The organism is Sulfurimonas sp. (assembly GCF_034005705.1).
Classification (GTDB): Bacteria; Campylobacterota; Campylobacteria; order Campylobacterales; family Sulfurimonadaceae; genus Sulfurimonas.
The window spans coordinates 79,466-99,208 of record NZ_JAVEUF010000002.1 but is presented as its reverse complement, the minus strand read 5'-3'; the positions used below and the strand labels follow the sequence as shown (position 1 = coordinate 99,208).

The 19,743-nt window shown below is 34.7% G+C and carries 25 protein-coding genes; 22 read left to right on the top strand and 3 right to left on the bottom strand.

All coding sequences use genetic code 11. The annotated features are described in order from the left end of the window. Positions 1–558, top strand: coding sequence for a recombinase family protein (locus tag RBR61_RS01995; protein ID WP_320341833.1), 558 nt, complete (start codon positions 1–3; stop codon positions 556–558). A gap of 34 nt (positions 559–592) precedes the next feature. Here the strand turns inward: RBR61_RS01995 and RBR61_RS01990 are convergent, their stop codons facing one another. The 3 genes from RBR61_RS01990 to RBR61_RS01980 form a co-directional block, all read right to left on the bottom strand. Continuing rightward, positions 593–1,009 (bottom strand): PIN domain-containing protein, encoded by a 417-nt coding sequence (locus tag RBR61_RS01990; protein ID WP_320341832.1) that lies wholly within the window; start codon positions 1,007–1,009, stop codon positions 593–595. Next, positions 999–1,193, bottom strand: a complete 195-nt coding sequence (locus tag RBR61_RS01985; protein ID WP_320341831.1) for a hypothetical protein — start codon at positions 1,191–1,193, stop codon at positions 999–1,001. Before RBR61_RS01985 ends, RBR61_RS01990 begins: the two co-directional genes overlap by 11 nt. A gap of 390 nt (positions 1,194–1,583) precedes the next feature. Next, positions 1,584–1,763: a hypothetical protein gene (locus RBR61_RS01980; protein WP_320341830.1), complete on the bottom strand. Its 180-nt coding sequence runs from the start codon at positions 1,761–1,763 to the stop codon at positions 1,584–1,586. 58 nt (positions 1,764–1,821) lie between these two features. Here RBR61_RS01980 and RBR61_RS01975 point away from each other — a divergent pair, with 58 nt between their 5' ends. The 21 genes from RBR61_RS01975 to RBR61_RS01875 all read left to right on the top strand — a co-directional run bounded on the left by RBR61_RS01975 (position 1,822) and on the right by RBR61_RS01875 (position 19,732). Further along, complete coding sequence (locus RBR61_RS01975) at positions 1,822–4,929, top strand: hypothetical protein (protein WP_320341829.1); 3,108 nt, start codon at positions 1,822–1,824, stop codon at positions 4,927–4,929. A gap of 468 nt (positions 4,930–5,397) precedes the next feature. Then, positions 5,398–6,534 (top strand): site-specific integrase, encoded by a 1,137-nt coding sequence (locus RBR61_RS01970; RefSeq protein ID WP_320341828.1) that lies wholly within the window; start codon positions 5,398–5,400, stop codon positions 6,532–6,534. A 75-nt stretch (positions 6,535–6,609) separates the two neighbouring features. Continuing rightward, positions 6,610–7,794: a hypothetical protein gene (locus RBR61_RS01965; protein WP_320341827.1), complete on the top strand. Its 1,185-nt coding sequence runs from the start codon at positions 6,610–6,612 to the stop codon at positions 7,792–7,794. Between the two features lie 293 nt (positions 7,795–8,087). After that, complete coding sequence (locus RBR61_RS01960; RefSeq protein WP_320341826.1) at positions 8,088–8,441, top strand: hypothetical protein; 354 nt, start codon at positions 8,088–8,090, stop codon at positions 8,439–8,441. Then, the gene (locus tag RBR61_RS01955; RefSeq protein ID WP_320341825.1) at positions 8,434–8,880 is read left to right on the top strand and encodes a hypothetical protein; all 447 of its coding nucleotides are present in this window, start codon (positions 8,434–8,436) and stop codon (positions 8,878–8,880) included. Before RBR61_RS01960 ends, RBR61_RS01955 begins: the two co-directional genes overlap by 8 nt. A gap of 120 nt (positions 8,881–9,000) precedes the next feature. Then, positions 9,001–9,879 (top strand): hypothetical protein, encoded by an 879-nt coding sequence (locus RBR61_RS01950; RefSeq protein ID WP_320341824.1) that lies wholly within the window; start codon positions 9,001–9,003, stop codon positions 9,877–9,879. A 156-nt stretch (positions 9,880–10,035) separates the two neighbouring features. Beyond that, the gene (locus RBR61_RS01945; protein WP_320341823.1) at positions 10,036–10,215 is read left to right on the top strand and encodes a hypothetical protein; all 180 of its coding nucleotides are present in this window, start codon (positions 10,036–10,038) and stop codon (positions 10,213–10,215) included. Between the two features lie 14 nt (positions 10,216–10,229). Next, positions 10,230–11,201 carry a tyrosine-type recombinase/integrase gene (locus RBR61_RS01940; RefSeq protein ID WP_320341822.1) on the top strand — a complete coding sequence of 324 codons (972 nt, stop codon included), beginning with the start codon at positions 10,230–10,232 and terminating at the stop codon, positions 11,199–11,201. A gap of 84 nt (positions 11,202–11,285) precedes the next feature. Then, positions 11,286–12,761: a DUF5906 domain-containing protein gene (locus RBR61_RS01935; RefSeq protein WP_320341821.1), complete on the top strand. Its 1,476-nt coding sequence runs from the start codon at positions 11,286–11,288 to the stop codon at positions 12,759–12,761. A gap of 109 nt (positions 12,762–12,870) precedes the next feature. Then, positions 12,871–13,743 (top strand): hypothetical protein, encoded by an 873-nt coding sequence (locus RBR61_RS01930; protein WP_320341820.1) that lies wholly within the window; start codon positions 12,871–12,873, stop codon positions 13,741–13,743. 58 nt (positions 13,744–13,801) lie between these two features. Beyond that, a complete protein-coding gene (locus RBR61_RS01925; protein WP_320341819.1) occupies positions 13,802–14,143 on the top strand; it encodes a type II toxin-antitoxin system RelE/ParE family toxin in 342 nt (113 codons plus the stop codon). Next, positions 14,136–14,408, top strand: coding sequence for a helix-turn-helix transcriptional regulator (locus RBR61_RS01920; protein WP_105916250.1), 273 nt, complete (start codon positions 14,136–14,138; stop codon positions 14,406–14,408). Before RBR61_RS01925 ends, RBR61_RS01920 begins: the two co-directional genes overlap by 8 nt. A 302-nt stretch (positions 14,409–14,710) precedes the next feature. Continuing rightward, positions 14,711–14,911, top strand: coding sequence for a hypothetical protein (locus tag RBR61_RS01915; protein ID WP_320341818.1), 201 nt, complete (start codon positions 14,711–14,713; stop codon positions 14,909–14,911). A 144-nt stretch (positions 14,912–15,055) separates the two neighbouring features. Then, positions 15,056–15,865, top strand: coding sequence for a DUF932 domain-containing protein (locus tag RBR61_RS01910; protein WP_320341817.1), 810 nt, complete (start codon positions 15,056–15,058; stop codon positions 15,863–15,865). Positions 15,866–15,877: 12 nt separating this feature from the next. Next, the gene (locus RBR61_RS01905) at positions 15,878–16,474 is read left to right on the top strand and encodes a siphovirus Gp157 family protein (protein WP_320341816.1); all 597 of its coding nucleotides are present in this window, start codon (positions 15,878–15,880) and stop codon (positions 16,472–16,474) included. Between the two features lie 18 nt (positions 16,475–16,492). Beyond that, on the top strand, positions 16,493–17,215 hold the full coding sequence (locus RBR61_RS01900; RefSeq protein WP_320341815.1) for a Rad52/Rad22 family DNA repair protein: 723 nt from the start codon (positions 16,493–16,495) through the stop codon (positions 17,213–17,215). A gap of 1 nt (position 17,216) precedes the next feature. After that, positions 17,217–17,435 (top strand): hypothetical protein, encoded by a 219-nt coding sequence (locus RBR61_RS01895; protein WP_320341814.1) that lies wholly within the window; start codon positions 17,217–17,219, stop codon positions 17,433–17,435. Positions 17,436–17,448: 13 nt separating this feature from the next. After that, the gene (locus RBR61_RS01890; RefSeq protein ID WP_320341813.1) at positions 17,449–17,745 is read left to right on the top strand and encodes a DUF2958 domain-containing protein; all 297 of its coding nucleotides are present in this window, start codon (positions 17,449–17,451) and stop codon (positions 17,743–17,745) included. Positions 17,746–18,059: 314 nt separating this feature from the next. Then, positions 18,060–18,416: a hypothetical protein gene (locus tag RBR61_RS01885; protein WP_320341812.1), complete on the top strand. Its 357-nt coding sequence runs from the start codon at positions 18,060–18,062 to the stop codon at positions 18,414–18,416. Positions 18,417–18,572: 156 nt separating this feature from the next. Next, positions 18,573–19,181, top strand: a complete 609-nt coding sequence (locus tag RBR61_RS01880) for a site-specific integrase (RefSeq protein ID WP_320341811.1) — start codon at positions 18,573–18,575, stop codon at positions 19,179–19,181. After that, positions 19,178–19,732, top strand: coding sequence for a recombinase family protein (locus RBR61_RS01875; protein ID WP_320341810.1), 555 nt, complete (start codon positions 19,178–19,180; stop codon positions 19,730–19,732). Before RBR61_RS01880 ends, RBR61_RS01875 begins: the two co-directional genes overlap by 4 nt. Positions 19,733–19,743: the final 11 nt, after the last annotated feature.

The following is a 19,743-nucleotide window of genomic DNA, read 5'->3' as shown; positions in this document are numbered from 1 at the left end:
ATGCATAAAAAAATAGGTTATATCAGAGCTACCAATAAAGAGGAGATAGAGGAACAATCAGAATTACTTATAGCTGCAGGATGTTCTAAAATCTATGTAGAACCAAAAGAACATCTCAACTACCAACATAAAGTAAAACTAGCTCAAGTGATAGAGATATTAAAAAGTAAAGATACTTTAGCGGTCACAAGATTATCAATTCTATCAAGCAGTGTTCAAACACTCCTAGAGCTTATGTTTACACTTGAAGAAAAAGAGATAATCTTAGAAGCCACCAAACAGCAGTATATCTCTAGTAGCAATTACAGCCTTGATGAACTACTCTTTTTTCTAAGTGAGTTTATAGAAGATATAAGAGTTGAAAAACAAGCCTATGGTATCTCTAAAGCAAAGCAGGAGTGTAGAAGATTAGGCAGACCACCAAAACTTAGTGCTAAAGAGGTTTTAAAAGCGATTGAGCTTAAACAAACCAACACTTCACAACAAGTTGCTAATAGATTTGGAGTTGGAAGAAGTACTCTTTATAGGCATATTGCAAAGTATAAAGAGGCAAGTTAGCAGTGCTGGAGTGGATTATCACTCTGGCACTATTTTATTTTTTTAGTGGATTTATAATTTGTAAACGGTTTTCAACGATTAGCTCATGTTGCATATCTTCAGAATATAAAATTTTACATTTGTTTTCTAATGCTGTAGCTACAATTAGGGCATCAAAGTATTGAAATTGATATTTCTCTTTTAATTTTAATGCTTTAATTTGGGTTGATATATCAAAGTTAACAATATCAAGCACAGAATCTAGTTCTAAAATTACATTTTCAATTTCATTTGAAGATAGTTTGAATTTTTTAAGAAAAACATTACAAATCTCATTAATAACTTGATTAGAGATTAGCGTATCTCCAGGCACATTGTCAATTATGCTTAATGCAATTTCTTGTTTTTGTGGCTCATCTTCAGAAAAGGCATAAATAAGAATATTAGTATCTAAAAAATACTTATCTCTCATTCGCTTCTTCTCTGTTAAATTTATAACCTTTTGTCTTTATAGATAAAGAATTTAACTTTTTTGGAGTTCCTGATGGACTTTTATCATCTACAAATAATTTGAAGTCAGTCTTTGGTAACATATTAAAAAAAGCAATAACTTTTTCAAACAGAGTATCTTTTAATTCTACTTTTAAAGTACGCATTACTTCTCCTTATTTAATTTTAGGTTATTATACCAAAATAAACCTCTAAATCATCTCAAAGCTATATTTATTTACCTTTGTAATAGCTTAAAATTTCACTTGCTGCCAGCAATATGCCAGCAACAATTTAACTACAATTTCTCTTGATATAGAGCTTCAAAGAGTGTCAATCGTTTATTTTTACATTCAATCTCTGCCAGCACTGTGCCAGCAAAAAAATAGAGCTAAAAATTACTAAGAGAGTATCAAACTTTCAATTTCCCTTATTTAAGGGCTTTATAGAGGGTGAAAAGGTGAAAAGTAGGGTGTTTTTAGGGTAGGTGAAACGAGAATTTTAACTACAGGTATTGATAATGCTCCTGCATTTACTGGTGGTGCTGGGGATGATATTTATACAGCGGTAGTAGATGGTACAGCTACAACTGGTGTAAATAATGAAACATGGACATCTCTTGATGCATTAGATGGTGGAGCAGGTAACGATGTATTAAATATTAATAATATTTCTGCTGATGCTGCAGATTTAATTAACCTTACAAAAGGAACAATAGCTAATATTGAAACTATCAATATTCAATCAGTTTATGATATAGCAGGTTCTAATGACGGTACTACAACTGCTCTTGATGTGTCTGATATAGCAGGTCTTACAACTCTTAATACTACAAAATCAGTGAACACAAAACTACTTGCTGCTGACACTACAGATGTAAATGTTTCTGGTGCTACTGGTGCTGTCGTTGTAGATGGTGGTAAAGATATTGCTGTAACAACTGGTACAGCAAATAAAAATATTACAATTGGTGCTGTTGGTGGAACTAGCGAAGCAGCTGGAACTATTACAGTAACTAATACTGATCAAGGTACAGGTGCTATCAAAGTTGATGGTGGTACAGATGTAACTGTAACTACAACTGCAGATGGAGCAACTGGTACAATTACTGTTGGTGACCAAGCTGGAAATGGTATAGCTGCAGATGAGTCAGATATCGCTTCTGGAACTATCACAATTACTCAAAACCTAGAAGACGATGGTACAGGTGCATTCACTGGTGGTGCTATAGCTACTGAAGGTGGAACAGATGTAAACATCACAGTTAATGCTAATAGTGTTGCAGAAGCAGATACTAGCAATGCGAAAATCACTGTTGGTACTATTAGTGTAGTAGGTGGAGATGACACAACTACTGTAACTGTAACTCAAAATGACAATGCAGAAACTTTTACAAGTGCTGATGAAGGTGGAGCTACTGAGACTGCTTCAGTTAAATTTGGAGTACTTAAAGCAGGAGATTCTTTAGTAATTGATGGTTTAACATTTACTGCATCTAAAAACTTAACAGCTGAAGAAGTTGCTGCTGCATTTGCTAACTTAACTAATGCAGATACACAAACTGCAGGTGGTAAAACTGCAAATGGGTTTTACACAGGAATTTTAACTGCTGGTGATTGGACTTCAGGTGCTGCAACTGGTGATACAGTTGTATTTACTAACCAAACAGCTAACTCTGATGAAACAGATTTAAGCACACTAGTAACATTAACAAACTCAAGTGGAAATAGTGTTGCTCCTACAGTAACTGATAATGATGGTGCAGCTCTTACTACAACAGGTGCAACTTCTTCAAATGCTACTGTATTCGGTGCGGTAACTATCACTGATGGTGGTACAGACTCAATTACTACTGTTACTGTAGATGGATTTGCAAACGCTTCAAGCGTAATTTCAGATGCTTTAGCAACACTTACTTTAAGAAACAATACTACTGATGGTAACTTCACTGTTACTAATACAACAGTTGGAGATACTTTAGCATTAACACTTGACAATATTACAAGTTCTAATGTAGGTACTACAAATGCTGATGTAAGCCTTGATGGTTCAGCTGGAAAAATCACTACTCTTACTGTAAATACTGAAAATGCTGCTTCTGCGATTTCTCTTATAGCTTCAGGTGTAACAGATTTAACTATCAATGCTGCAGTAGGTTTAAACATCACAGGTAATCTTACAAATATCGATGCTGTTGAAGAAGTAGATATTAATGGTGCTGGTGCAGTAAACCTTGGAGATATTTCTGGTGCTGTAGACTTGAACACTTTTGATGCTTCTGGAAACACAGGTGGTGTTACAGCAACTATAGAGGCAGTAATTGATGCAGCTGGTATCACTGGTGATTTAAAAGGATATACTTTCTCTGAAGGTGATGATGTCGTAACTCTTACGCATGGTACAGGTAATGTAACTGAAACTAATATTACTTTAGGTGCAGGTGATGATACACTTAATCTTGCAACTGGTACAACTTCTGTTACAGGTACATTAGCAGGTGGAACTGGTACAAATACCATAGCTATGGCTGCTGCTGATGCAACAGTACTTTCAAATACTGCTACTTTTGAAGCAAAGATGTCAGACTTTTCTAAAATAAGTCTTGGTGAAGTTGCAACAACGGTTCAAGATACTCTTGACTTAGCTAATATGGACGATATCTCTTATGTAATTACTGCGGGTGATGCTGATGAAACTCATGAAGTAGATGTAACAGTTGGAGTTCCTAGTACAGCTATATCAGCTGGTGATACAGCCTCAATAACAATTAATGGTATTACGTATACAACTGTTGCTTTAGGGGATGCTGATGCTAATACTGTCATTGCTGGTGCTCTTGCTACTGCAATTAATGGCAAAGATGGATTAACTGCCGCTGCTGTTGGCGCTGTAGTGACAGTTAGTGGAGCTGCTGGTCAACTATTAACTATATCTTCAACGACAATTACAGGTAATGGTGTTGTAGCTAGTACAAATGCTACAACTTCATCATTATTAACTATTGACAATATGGCTAATAATGGTACTGTAGAGATTACAGATGCTGCTACAGGTGTTGTTGTAAACATGACTGATGCAAGTGGTGATACTGATACATTCAATATCGTAACAGGTGATGAAGGTACAGGTGCTGGAATGGTTCTAGGTACAGTTTCAGTTGCTGATGTTGAAACTATTAATGTAACTACAACTGATACATTTACAGATGACGCTGCAGTTGCAGGTACTGCTGATGATGGTATTGATGATGTTAATAGTGCAGTGACTTTAACTGTTGCAGCTACTTCAGCAACTACTGTTAATGTTGATGGTGCTGGTGATTTAACACTCTATACAAGTTCAACTGTACTAGAAACTGTAGATGCTACAGATATGACGGGTGTGCTTACTTATGTTGCTACTCTTGATGATTTAGTGGTAAATGGTGGTTCAGGTAATGATATCTTAACTGCAAGTGGTGATAGCAATGTAATCAACGGTGGAGCTGGTAATGACACTCTTACAGCTGGAGATCTTGCACAATTAACAGGTGGTGCAGGTATCGATACCTTTACAATGGTTGCTGGTGTTAGTGTTTCTAAATATGCAACTATTAAAGATGCTTCAACAGGTGATAAAATTGATGTTGATGTTGATAACAACGGTACATATGACTTCATCTCGTCTGAGTTCACTTTTGCTCCAACAGCAGGATTTACAGATATTTTAAATCAAGCAATTGCTGCAAGTGATGCTGAAGATGTAATGTGGTTCCAATACGAAAGTAATACATACATACTTGTAAATGAGAGTAATGACACTGCTGCATATGATGCAACTAAGGACTCTATCATTATGCTTGAAGGTGAGTATGATCTTTCAACTGCATCATTCAACACTTCAGGTATCGTCGAAATCGCATAATCCCCATAAAGGACAAGCGTTTCTCAAAAGCCCAAAAGCTTTCAGCCTCACTCTTTACGGGTGGGGCTTTTTTATATCTACACTTTTTGCTACAATCCTACACACTTCCAAAAATTCCTAAATTTCTTTTATCCTTAACATCCACTTAAAAGTCGGCAATCTGGTGGGCAATCATCTTTCATCTATCTCAAATTATTACAAGACTCTTTAAACTACCTATTTATCACCATTTCTCTCATTTGTATACCGTCCCAAAAAGTCCTTTAGGCTTACAATACTATTTTCTTGTGCAATCACCCTCCATCTGGTCGGCAATTGGTCGGCAGTGCTTACTTGACAAGGTTTTTGGCACTTCAATATACTCCCCAAACAGCCAGATACTTTCCTAACTGGTCGGCTGCATATAAAAAATGACAAAATACAGATGAAAATCAAACTAAAAATAAGAGTAAAAAAGGAAGAAAAAAGATGCCAAAGTTAAGATTTACAACAGACTCCATCAAACGACTTAAACCACCAACCGATAAATCAAAAGTTCAATACTTCGATAGTGAACTCACAGGCTTTATGATTGAAGTAAAAAACACTAGCTCTAAAACTTACTACTACCGCTATAGAGAAAACACTTCTCAAAAGATGATACGCATAGGCACAACCACAGAACTAAACCTCCAACAAGCCAAAGAGAAGTACCTTGAACTAAAAGAGAACCAAACCAACCCACAAGAGCATTCCCCTCAAAAAGAGAAACCACTCATCACATTTAAAGAGTTCTACGATACCTACTACCTCCCATACATCCAAACCCACATAAAAAGCTATGAAACAAATATATCTATCTTTAAAAACCATATCCTTTCAGACCTAAAAGATACCCCTATGTTAAATCTAAAGAAAATAGATGTTATGAGTCTTCACTCCAATATGCTCCATAAGAAAAACCTAGCCCCAGCCACAGCAAACAAACTCCTCATCTTCCTAAACAGTGCTTATAACCTAGCCAACACCTACGAACTCCTAGATGACTACAACCCCTGCAGAGGAGTCAAAGAGTATGAACTCAACAACCAAAGACAACTCTTCCTAAGTAAAGCTCAAGCTAAACGACTTCTAAGTGAAGTTGAAATTAGCCCAAACCAACACCTCAAATACATCATCCCTATGCTACTGCTTACAGGTGCAAGAAAAAGAGAAGTACTAGATGCTACATGGGCAGACTTCGATACACTCAACAACCTATGGACTATCCCCATAACTAAAAACGGTAAGAAAAGAATCCTACCCATAACCCCACCACTCCAAGAGCTACTTGAATCCATCCCAAAACAAAGCAAATACCTCTTCGCCTCTCCAAAAACAAAGAAGCCGTATGTCTCCATCTTCAACAGCTGGAACACAGCAAGAATCAAAGCAGGATTACCAGAAGTCCGTATTCACGATTTACGACATACATACGCCAGTGCATTAGTAAATGCAAAATGCTCCCTCTATGAAGTACAAATGCTACTAGGACACTCCACAGCCAAGATGACACAACGATATGCACACTTGAGCAACGAGAGCCTTATGAAAGCTTCTAGTCATGCTGGGAGGTTGTTGAAGTGATTTTAGGGGAGTGTGAGTTAGGGTTTGGTACAATATTTATATAACATCTTTGTATAAAGATGAAAAGGAAGCACAATGGAAAATAAACTACCATCAAGATTTGAAGAAACTTATTGTGAAAAGATGAAGTTTGATAAGTATGAATATACAAATTTCATTGCTTATGAATTGGCTAGAAGAAATAAAAATGTGATGAATTTACTACTTATTCCAGAGCAAATACTTGCCTTATACAATACATTACCAAAAAGTATTAGTAGATATAAGAAAGCTGAAGCTACGGAAGAATTATTACAAAATGCTCAAAAGCTTGAAAATTGGTCAAAAGAGAAAATGCTAGGCTTGTTCAATCATTATAATATAAATCAATTTGACGATGATATCAATCGTTTAACACTTGAAAACATAAAAGAGATTTTTTCAAAGATAGTTAACGAGATAGCACAAGAGCTTTATGAAAAATACTATGTTATCTATCAAAACGACATAGAATCACTTCAACACAGTGCCAATGAACTCTACGACCCATTAAGATTTTTAGAAAGAGATAGATTTTTAACACAACATATGCTTAGAGTTTATGATGGTGAAGAAAATCATAAAGCCATTTACAATATCAACTTTACCGAAAATCAATACTTTATGGTATATCAAGAGGTTCCAAAAGAACAAAGAGATTTCTCTTTTAATGTCATCTATCCAAAATTTGAAAAAGCAATGAGAGATTTTACAGACACAAAGGTTGCTATGAACCTTAACTTGTCAGAAAGTGAGATAGTAGATTATATTAAAAAAATCAAAAAAAATTATGATAGTAAAAATTCAATTGTAAAAACAAAAGGAGAGCTTTTAGAAGATGAACTTGAAAGTTCCAATGAAGATATAAAAATGAATAGTGCCGATAAATGGGCTGATAATTTTTTTATATACGATTATTTTTTATACCATGAAGTTAATAGCATTGATAAAACAGAAGCTCAAATAAAAAGAGAGATTCAAATGGAGCTTACAAAGTTTCATGGCATAAGAATGCCAAAAGATGATAATGAAATAAAAAATACAAAAGATACAAAATATAAATATGTGTCTTTGGAAGAATATAAAGCGAATAAAGAATATGATGAACATGATGATATTTTTGAAACTCTTCTTGATGAAAATCAAGCTATGTCAATCAGAGCTATAGAAGATAAATACAAACTCATGAAAGATTATATTCAAGGTAAGCAGCCATTATATAAAACACTACTAGAAAAATAACCCACACTATTAAACAAAATTTCACTATTTTTATTAATCAGAAAAAACTACCACTACCTTTTTTCCTGTATCTAATTAATACATCCAGCTAAAATTCCCTCATAACTTCCAAAAACAAGAAGTTCATATTCACAGTTTTTTACACTGTATGTTCTTTAAATTATCATTGTTACTGCTAACTATAAAAAGTTCTAAGTAGTTAGCTTGGGAACTGGTAAATCCCAATTATTTTATTAGAACAAAATTATAAATAAATACAGCTTATATAGCTGTTAATTAAAAAAGGAAAAATTATGGAAAAAAGAAACGAAAACTTAAGATTTGAAAATACAACACTTGAGATGAGAGAAGCAAGCGTTGATGAGATTGAATATTATCAGGCATTTGAGGAGTATGAAGATTTACCACACTTTATGGAGGCAAGCCCTTATGAAGATGAGATATGTCCTTATAAGCAGATGCAGATGCTTATAAAAAAATCTTTTATGGATGATCTTCAAAGGCTTGTGGATGTTGTAAATAAACAAAAAAGCCAACCTGAATATAAAGAGTTTCTTAACTTTTTAGAAATTGAAGGTTTAGAAAATCCCATAGATGGCATCGTTGAATCCCTTAGCGATATGATGCAGAGTGATTCAGATGTGTGAAATAGATATTGAAAGTGTAAGACTCACAAGAAAGCTAGGGCTGTGTTCAAACGCCCTAGCTAGAGCTATGACTAGGTTTAAAGATATTGAATCAATGAATTATGAAAACGATGTGATTGTTTTTGTAACAAATAATCCAGAGCAAATCAAAGAAGCTTTTCAAAAGAGCTTGAAAAATAACGGTATGTTTTTAGATTATATCTTTACAACACCCAAGAGCTTTTATCTAACCAATACAAAAGCTCAAGTTTTTATAACTGCAAGTGATCCATTAGAAGCAGATAGCTTAAGCGTTCAATTCCCAAAATCTATAGTAGTAGATATTGTGAGTCAAATGAACTCTCAAAGGATAAATCACTATATGGAGTTGATGGTAAAAAACATCCACACCCATATAAAGTTTACTATTAAAAAACAAACAGAGCAAGGAGGTCTATAATAAGAGAGACTTATAATACCATCTAATATATTTTATAACTATAACATATGATTATAGAGTATAGATAAGAAGCTTATGAGAAGATAGATAAGCTAATGACATACACACTAGGAGTCTAAGATGATTTCATATCATACAACCATAGACACTGTTGCATTTCAAATCAATTGCTCTAATGATAGCTATATCCAAAGAGAGATACTCCATGACTACAAAGAGTATCTTCAAAGAACATTGAACGCTTATGTTGACCCTGTTGAATACTCTACAGGATTAGATAGAAGAATAGAGCATAAGGTCTACTGCAACAACAGAACAGTTTTGTCTATACAAACTGGATACAGTAATGAAAACTTTTATATCAAGATAATCATTGCTGGATTGTCAACTTATGACTATACAGTGGATAAAACCTCAGATGAATACCTTTTGGCTACGGTAGCTTACCTTGGCTCTTACAAGTATTTAAAATTTAGTATGGCAGAGCTTGATATTGCCATAGATGTGCCTTATGTTGGATTTGAACATCTCTTAGCTATTTGTACAACTAAAACATCAGGAACGCTCTATTGCGATTTACAAGAGCCACAGCTCTATGAAAATGAAACACACTATGTAGAGAAGTTTGAAAATAAGTACGCTATGGATATGGCAACTAAAAGAGCTTACTTTTACAATAAAACGATTAAGGAGTTAAGAAAACACAATCATAACATAGGATGCCAACTGCAGCGATTTGAGGTGAAGTTACAATCAAATTTTTTCAATAGATATGGTTTAGATATGGCAGCTATTGAGCAGGCTTTAAGCAAGTATCATTTTTTATACTTTGAAAATCTCAATGATAAGTATAACATCATAAACAGATACAGCAACTACTCAGTAGTTACAAAAAGAGAGATTGCAAGGATGGGAATGAACCAATTTAGGCTCTATCCCAATCTGGAGCATATCAACAACTTTTTATACTATATCCAAAACACAACATTTGATGATTGACACACGCTACAAAGCCAATATGAGAGCATCTTAACATAGGGAGGAGAAAATCACACTAAGATAAAAAAGTGCTCTAACAAGCACTATAAAGCTAATAAATACCAAAGGAGAAAATGAAATAAACACAACTTAAAAATTAATACCAAGGGAGATATGATGAAAACACATCTAACCCAACCATTTGTAAAAAGAATAGAGTGTGAAGCAGGTAAAACCAAACAAGAGTTTTACGACAGTGAAATAATAGGATTTATGCTAGAGGTGCGTGCAAACGGAACAAAAACATATTATGTTAGAGCAAAAGGAGCTGAGGGTAAAAGAAGATTAAAAAATTAGGCGATGCGAAGATAATGACACTAAAGAGTGCAAGAGTAAAAGCTATCAAGCTCAAAAGAGCCATAGAGGAGCAAAAAGATATTTTGATAGGTGAGAGTACTAAGAGTAAAAATAAAGCCTCTGTGATCACTCTAGGGGTGTTTTACGATACATATTATTTGCCACATATAAAAAAGCATATCAAGTCTTATGAAACGAACATAAGTATATTTAAAAACCATCTATTGCCAAAGTATAAAAACACTCCAATGGATCAAATCTCAAAAGCTTCCATCATGAAGCTACACAGCGATATGGTTCAAAAGAAACACCTAGCAGCTGCAACTGCTAATAAGGTGCTTATCTTTTTATCCAGTGCATTTAACATTGCAATAGATTTAGAAATAGAGGGAGTGATAGAAAACCCAGCAAGAAGTATAAAGCAATATACTTTAAACAACGCCAAAGAGAGATATTTAACAAAAGAGGAAGCGAAGCGACTCTTTGAAGCGATAAACTCCACCCAGCAGAATATCCACTTAAAGTACATTGTACCAATGCTAATTCTAACAGGAGCAAGAAGAGGAGAGGTGCTTAAAGCTAAACATGAAGATTTTAACCTTCATCAAATGACATGGACGATACCAACAACTAAAAACGGTAAAAAGAGAATTTTACCAATCACACCACAGCTACTAAAGCTGTATAAGTCCATTCCAAAAGATGAAAGTCCTTATCTCTTTGCTTCACCAGTTACAGGGAAGCCTTATGTATCGATATACAACAGCTGGAATAGTGCAAGAGTTAAAGCAGGGCTAAAAGAAGTTCGTATTCACGATTTGAGGCACTCATTTGCTAGTTTTTTAGTTAACAGTGGCAGAAGCCTTTACGAGGTGCAAACACTCTTAGGACATAGCACTTCAACCATGACACAACGCTACGCTCATTTGAGTAATGAATCACTTATGAGTGCAGCGTCTTGTGCAGGGGACTTGATGGCTGGATAGAACAAATAGAGTTGACTCCTTTGCTTTCATAGCAAGGGGGTCTTAATACAATTTTTTTATACAAAATAATACAAAGGATTCAATATGCAAAATAGTACTATTACAAAATATATGAAAAATAACTGGCTTAAAGAGGGTGTAAACAATGATGCTTTAGAGATGATAGATGCAAATGGTGGAGCAATAGCTTTGGATCAATCAGGTGCATTGCTTTATAGACTCTCAAAAGATGAACCTTTTATCCCCTCTAAAGATTATAAAGCAGTGAGTGAGGTTTTTACTAACTTTATAGATAAAAAAGTGGAGTTGATAAATCTTAAACGAAAAAGAAAAGATGAGTTGGAAGATGATTCGCTCTATGTACCAGCACAAGATTTAAAACTGGTAGTTGAAACAAAGTTTGAGCTACACACCCCAATGGAGTTTATAGAGGCTCAAAATGGACTCTACTATCTAAACAAGTATATCCCATCACCCTATATGGAGCTTGAATACGACCCCAACTATCCATACCAAAACCATATTCATGCTATTTTTGCACTCATAGAGCATTTAAGCAATTACAATCATCAAAGATTTCAATGGATAATCAACTGGCTTGCCTATTTTATCCAAGGATTGAAAAAGTCTCCAGTAGCACTGGTTTTAAAAGGTGACCAAGGAGCAGGGAAAAATATCTTTTTCAACGAGATAATAAAGCCTATCATAGGAGAAGTCTACACAAAAACTATCAACGATAAGACGCTTAATTCGCAATATCTAGGGGGTCTTATTGAAGATGTGTTGTTTTTTAATCTTGATGAGATATCTGCTAAAAAAACTAAAAGTACAACGGTTAAGAATTTTCTTAAAGCTCTTGTTACAAATCCTACACTAACAGCAGAAAAGAAGTTTAAAACTATAAAAAAAGAGACTCCAATCTATGGTCAAGTTTTAATAACTTCCAATGAGATAGATGTGATAGATGCAGAAGAAAGTGATAGGAGAAACACCGTATATAATACAGCAGGAAATTTAAAGCATACAAATTTCTTAGGTTATGGTAACTATGAGAATCTCTCAGATGCAATCAAGAGTGAACTAGAAGCGTTTGTTTGCTACTTGAAAAATTATAGCGTAGATGATAGAAATGCCAGTGAGCCTCAAATGACACCTGAGAAGCAAGAGCTTATTGATATTTATACACAAAAGCAAATGCAAGAAAAAATGAAGTTACAACCAAAAATCACTAAACTTCAAAAAAGTATAGAGGAGTTTACCAGTGCTATCAGATTTAAAGATTTTAGCTACTTTGAATCAATACGCTTTGATGCACCTGAGTTATACCACAGTGTAATGAATGATTTATACAACGACCTCTTTAGAATCTCTAATCTATTGCCAACCTTTAAAGTGGTCTATGGAAATACTCTGTTTAAAACCACATCAGAACTTTTAAGAGAGTTGCAAAATTATGATTGGCATCAATTTGGAACAAATAAATTTGTAATGGTGATGATAGATAACATCCAAGAGGAGTGTTTAGATATAGCCAGATATCCTCAGAGATTTTATAGATAAAAACAAGGTGCAAAAGGGGACTTGTAATTGAGTAACGCGTTATAACGCGTTATTCAACTCAATTTCTTATTTGTAGAGATAAAAATAAAAGAGTAAAAAAGGAGACTATATGCAAAAAAACAGACTACACCAATGGATTGAAAGCACCAATATGGGTACAACAAATCAGGAGATACTTTGTATCAATGCTTCTTACAATCACACCCAATATAACCTTTTAGATTTAAAAAGGGTTGCTCACTCTTTGCAATCGAGATTTAAACTGCTTTGGCTTGATGGGATAGAAGATGTAAAGTACCGCTACTATGAAAATCAAATCGTTGTGATATTTTCTCAAGATGAAAAATACTTTGAGATACTAAAAAAAGCTCTCAGCAGAGGTGTGATATATCTCGATGAGATTGAGAGTATCAACGAAACAATAGCTTTGCTTTGTGAAAAAAGAGTTGAAGTAAATGCTGAACTCTCTTATAAACTATTACAAAAGATAGAGTTTGAAGAGGTGCTACATTTGAATCAAAAAAGCCTTGAAGAGTTTATCATAGCAAGAGATATTCTTTTAAAAAATATCCACTATCAATTTAAGGGGATAGATTTTACACTTCTTAGAGACTATTTAACAATCTACTCTAACAAAAGAGTGTTACTGGCAAACTTTGCACAATATCTTTATAGATTAGCAACTTTAGATTTTACCTCTACGGTTAAATCAATAGGAACTGCAATACATACAACACTGGGAGTTCCAAGCAAGATAATCAATCTTAAATCTTTAAAAATAAAAATTGATATAAATTTGTTAAAAAATCATAGAGTCTATATCCTTAATGAAAATCAGCATGAGCTAAATATAAAAATGGATATCGCTAAAAAGCTCATAGCACTCGATATTAAAGAGCTTGATGTAGCTAAAATAGGAAATATTACACAGCTTCCACTAAAAAGTGTTGAGAAGATGCACAGGGCTTGTTTTATAAAATAGATCTCCATGAGTATTTAATTTAATTGACTAAATATATCTTATTAGATATAATTTCACTATGCAGTGGAAGATAAACTATTACTATAACACAAACAATATTTCACCTATAAAAAAGTGGCTTGACTCGCTTGACAATGAGCCAAAGGCTGAGATATTTAAGATATTTCAAATGCTTAGTAAGTATGGAATAGATTTAGGACTTCCGTTTGTAAGACCTATTGAGAGTAAAATCTATGAAGTACGAGCAAAAGACAAGTCAGGTATTTATAGAGTGCTATATTTTGCACATACCGATAAAACATTTGTTCTTCTGCATGGCTTTATGAAAAAAACTCAAAAAACACCTAGAAAAGAGATAGAGATAGCTCTTAAGAGAATGAAGGAGGTTAAAGATGGATGATTTCACACAACACTTAAACGAATCGTTAAAGGATCCGCAGTTTAAAGAGGAGTTTGAACAAAAAGAGTTACGCTATAAAATTGTTGATATCTTAGTTGGTATTAGAGTTCAATATAAGCTAACACAATCAGAACTAGCAAAAAAGCTAGGAACAACCCAAACAGTAATTAGTAGAATTGAAAACGGCTCTGTAAACATAGGGATAGACTTTTTACAAAAACTAGCCAAAACATTTGATAAAAAAATCGATATAAAAGTAGCTTAAGTAGGAAAATCCTACCTAAGCTTACCTTTTCACCCAAAAACACACCACTACAGCCTAAAAAAACAATAAATCCACCTCTATATCCACCCAAACACCCAATTTAAGCCCATTTTACCCCTCATTTTTGTAATTCCAATTTTTTTCAATCATATATCATAAACATAGCAAAGCCCCAAGAGCTTTGAAAAATCAACCCAAGCAGGAGACGCTATGTTACAAACACCCCATGAGATACAGTTTTACACAATCGAACCAAAGAGCCTTTTTACTCTTTTGTGCAATAAGCCTCTAAGAGGTGCGAGATGAGAGTAAAAGAGCAGTTGCAAAAAACACAAGAGAAAGAGGATGCACTAGATTGGTCATTTGCCCAGTGGCTAGACTATTTTACTAATGAACCCACAAGCAAAGAACTTGACGCTATGGAAAGAGAGTTTACTAAAAAACAACTCTACAAACTACAACCAAGCAACAACACCCACTACTTCCCACTACAAGGAGCATAAGAAGTGATACCACCATCAGTACTATTAGCAGTAGTCATTGCAGGAGCAACGATTATCAAAGAGACTTTAGAGTCTCAAGAAGATTAGTTTTAGCCAAAGAGCTTTTAACCACAAATAAACATAAAAATAAAAAAGGAAATAAAAATGTCAGTAAACCCATTAAACAACCATGAGCTTCAAACACTAGCACCAACACTCTTTACAAGTGAGCCTCATTATGAAGTTTCGGATAAATACCACTTCATCCCAACTATCGATGTAATAGAGGAGATTAAATCCCACCATTGGTATCCAGTAAGTGTATCTCAAGCAGGGGTAAAAGATGAAGCCAAAGAGGGATTCCAACAGCACTGTGTAAGGTTTAGACACTTTGAAGATTTACTCAATCCTGGGGAGAATGCAGTTGAGCTACTACTGTTTAACAGCCACGATAGAACAAAAAGCTTTTCTATTAGTGCAGGAATATTTCGCTTCGTATGTGCCAACGGATTAGTTCTCTCTGATAGTGTCTTTGAAAGCTATAAAATCAAACACCTAGGAGATAGAGAAAATGATGTAGCAAATGCAGTTGCAAAAATAACAGCGGTTAAAGAGAAGCTCATAGAGAAGATAAAAACTCTCTCATCTATCAAACTCTCAAATGTAGAAAAAGAGAGCTTTGCAAAGCTTTCAATTCCACTTAGATTTGAAGAGCATTTAGAAGTCAATCACAAAGATTTACTTATCCCTCATAGAGAGGAAGATTACAAAGATGATCTCTATACAGTCCTTAACATCATCCAAGAGAATCTTATAAGGGGCAATGTAAGCGGAGTCAATAAACAAAGTGGCAGACGCTTTACAAGCAAAGAGATAAAGTCTATCACCACAGATACCCAAGTAAACAAAGGGGTATGGGAGTTAGCAGAGAGAATCGCTTCTATAAAAGAGCCAACATACCAAATAGCAGCATAAAGGAGAAAAAAGATGAAACTCGTAAACTACCAACTCCAAACCCAAATGGAGAGCGTAAAACAAGAAGCAACTCAGTTTTTAAAAGAGTATTTGCAAAGTGTACTAGAGGATAAAACCAAACCCTACTATAAAAAAGCAGACTATGTGGGATTATCCCTAAGTGAACTCTCTAACAAAATAGATACCCTCTCAAACGATATAAAAGAGCTACAAGCTCTAAAGAAGAGATTATCAACAGCATTAGATATTTCCAAAGAGGTAACTGCCTCTATCTTGCTAAAAAACGGTATATATAGAATAGAGGGAACAATCATCAGTTCCATCACCCTTACAAAAGAGACCACCAAAGAGAAAGTATCAATGCAGGTACTAAACAAAGAGGAACTCTTAAAAAGAGGGTTTGTCAAATATGAACTAGACACCGAAGCACTTCAAAATGCACTCCTACAAAACACTAAACTCCAAAAGGAGCTAAAGCCATTTGTAGAGATAGTAAAAACCAAAGAGACAACCCCACCAAAAGCAAAAGTAAATCTCAAACGAAGTGCCAACAACACCCAAGCAGATGAACTACTAAATCTAGTAGAAAATCAACAAGCAGCTGCATAAGATACAAGGAGACACAAAATGTTTAACGATAAACAGCTTCAAGTTCTAAATTATGAACTAGATTCTAGCAGAATAAAAACAAGAGAAAAAGGAAATATCAGCCTCTCCTATATAGAGGGGCATGATGTGATAGAGACAGCCAACAGGATATTTGGATATGGAAACTGGAGCTACACAATCACAAAATTAGAGCAAGTCTCACAAGAGCAAAACCATAACCAAAATGTAGTCATCTGCTACAAAGCAGTAGTTCGGATAATAGCTTGCGATATAAGCCATACTAAAGAGATAGTAAGAGAAGATGTAGGGTTTGGAAGCGGAGTTGCAAAAACACTATCTGATGCACACGAGGGAGCAGCCAAAGAAGCAGTAACTGATGCACTAAAAAGAGCCATGAGAACATTTGGAAATCAGTTTGGTAATTCACTTTATGATAAAGGAAAAAACCACTACAGCCAACCAAATAATCCTCAGCTGCCACAACAGCAAAATACACAACAGGCAAACAATCACACTCAAGCATACCAACATCACAATAACTCAAACCAGCAACCACAACATCTTCCACAAGATTACTCATCGTTATACAATCTAGGACTCACCATCATGGAGCAAGGAAACTCTCTTGTAGTCATAGGAGATGATATCTTCTCAAAAAGAGATTCTATTAAGGCATGTGGCTTTAGATGGGATGGAGCGTCTAAGCTTTGGTATAAACCGCTTGAACAACAAGCAGCGTAAGATGAGAAACTATCTATTCTTCACAACACAGGGTTATACATATGACCCCAACAATAAAGAGATTACCAATATGCAGATACTAGGCTCTGAAGAGGGAGAGGATATTTTAGAAGCGTTTAAAAACTTTAAAACAAGCCACTCCTATTTAAAAGAGTTTGCATTTAAAGATGTAAACGCCATTGAGTGTATCGGTGATTTTATACGCAATTTGGAATTATAAAAGGAGCTATACAATGAAACTCATACCAAAAGAGATAAAAGATGCTATCCCTAAACTCTATGAAACAGAGGAACAAAAAGACCCTACAGCTTACATCAAACTATTTATAGATGGTTGGACTTGGTATATCACTGAACTCTCAATCGATGATGATATCTGCTTTGGGTATGTGGTATCTCCATTTGGAAGTGAGCTAGGATATTTTAGTTTACAAGAGATACAAGAGGTAAAGGGAAGTTTAGGAATTGGAGTTGAGAGAGATTTATATTTCAAGCCTACACCACTATCACAAATCAAAAAGGTAGCATAGGATGAGTGCAAGAGGATAAGAGTAAGAAGTTTTTCCCTTTCCCCCATAGAGGGGCTAACGCCCCTCTCCCCCTATCCCTTTTCAAGAATAGAGTTTAATTATTTGTATGGTTAAGTCGTTTCGCTTTGGTTTGCTTCGCACCAGCTACACTTTTTATGGGTTGTTCTACTTCTCTCCTGCGATGCTGCACAGGTCATCAAGTGAGCCTAACAAAAGTTAGGAAAGGTTTTACTTTTTATTGGGAGTTCTAACAGATTGGTTTCTGTCATATAAAGAGTATTTAAAAAATAAAATTATCAAAAAGGAAACAAAAAATGAAAACATTAATAGTAGGCACATTAGCAGTCATGCTAATAATAGGTTTAAGTGGATGTGATAGCACACCAGAACAATCACCAGTACGCATTGAAGCAAAATCACTCTCTAGTGATTGGGGTGGATATATCATAAGCGTACCCGTTGTAGAAGTAACTGCAATGACAGATGAAGTAACAATTGAAGATGTAGTAGCAAATAATGGCAATTGTCAAATGACAGCCATTACTCAAAACAACTTTCCAAAGACTTTAAATTATGGAGAGAGAGTTCAAGCAGGATACACAGCAAAGTGTAATCTTGTAAAAGTTGAAGTGATAACAGACAAAGGTAATTGGAGTGTTGAGTTTGAGTAGATTGTAATTTACAACTTCAATTCTATTTACCTTATAAATCAATATAGTTTATAAGATTTCCCCTATCTAAGGGCTTTAAAGCCTCTCTTTACATACCACCAAAAATAAAACCCAATAGAACACCTCTCTATAAGGAGACAATATAAGGAAAAGGATATGAAACCAAAATCTAAAAGAAAAACACCCAAACGGATAAAAGAGTCAGTAACCGAACATGAGTATAAAAAGTTAATGAGTGCAGTAAGAGGGGATGAGTCACTTAGACCTAACACAAAAGACAATCTACTTCGAGCTTTTACGATTCTATACTTTACAGGATTACGACTCAATGAGTTACAAGAGATGAACCTATCACATATTAAAGAGCTACTTGAAGATGGAGAGACAAAGTTGCTTCTACCAAAAACAAAAAGCGAACGCAAACTCTTTGCAGGTGATGAGTTTAAAAAGCAACTAAAGAAATTGTTTGTATTTGAAACTGATACAGACTTACAAATCAAAGTTATTGCAAAAGGAAGCAATCACTCTAAGCGAACAGGGATACATCCACTCACCTTTATAGCACAAGTGAATGATGTGATGAAATCAATACTTGGAGCTGGTTATACTTCACACTCATTCAGACAAGGCTTAATCTCTGAAATGGGAGCAAAAGGTATCAATGCAAAAATCATTTCTAAGTTTATAGGTCATAGTGATGTAAAAACTACTATGGGATATATCAAACCAACAGATGATGATGTGAAAGGAGCGATGATACGATGAGTAAAATTGGATATATCAAAGCTTCCCTAAAAGAAGAAGTAGAGGAGCAATCAGAATCACTCATAGCTGCAGGATGTTCTAAAATCTATGTTGAACCAAAAGAGAATCTCAACTACCAAAACAAAGTAAAATTAGCTCAAGTGATAGAGATACTAAAAAGTAAAGATACTTTAGCAGTCACAAGATTATCCATTCTATCAAGTAGTGTTCAAACACTCTTAGAGCTTATGTTCACTCTTGAAGAAAAAGAGATAACCCTAGAAGCTACCAAACAGCAGTATATCTCTTCTAACAGTTACAACCTTGATGAACTGCTCTTTTTTCTAAGCGAGTTTATAGAAGATATAAGAGTTGAAAAACAAGCTTATGGAATACAAAAAGCAAAAGATGAGTGTAGAAGATTAGGCAGACCGCCAAAACTATCGCACAAAGAGGTTTTAAAAGCAATAGAGCTAAAGCAAAACAACACTTCACAACAAGTTGCTAATAGATTTGGAGTTGGTAGGAGTACTCTTTATAGGCATATTGCTAAGTACAAAGAGGCTAGTTAGTTCAGTGCTGG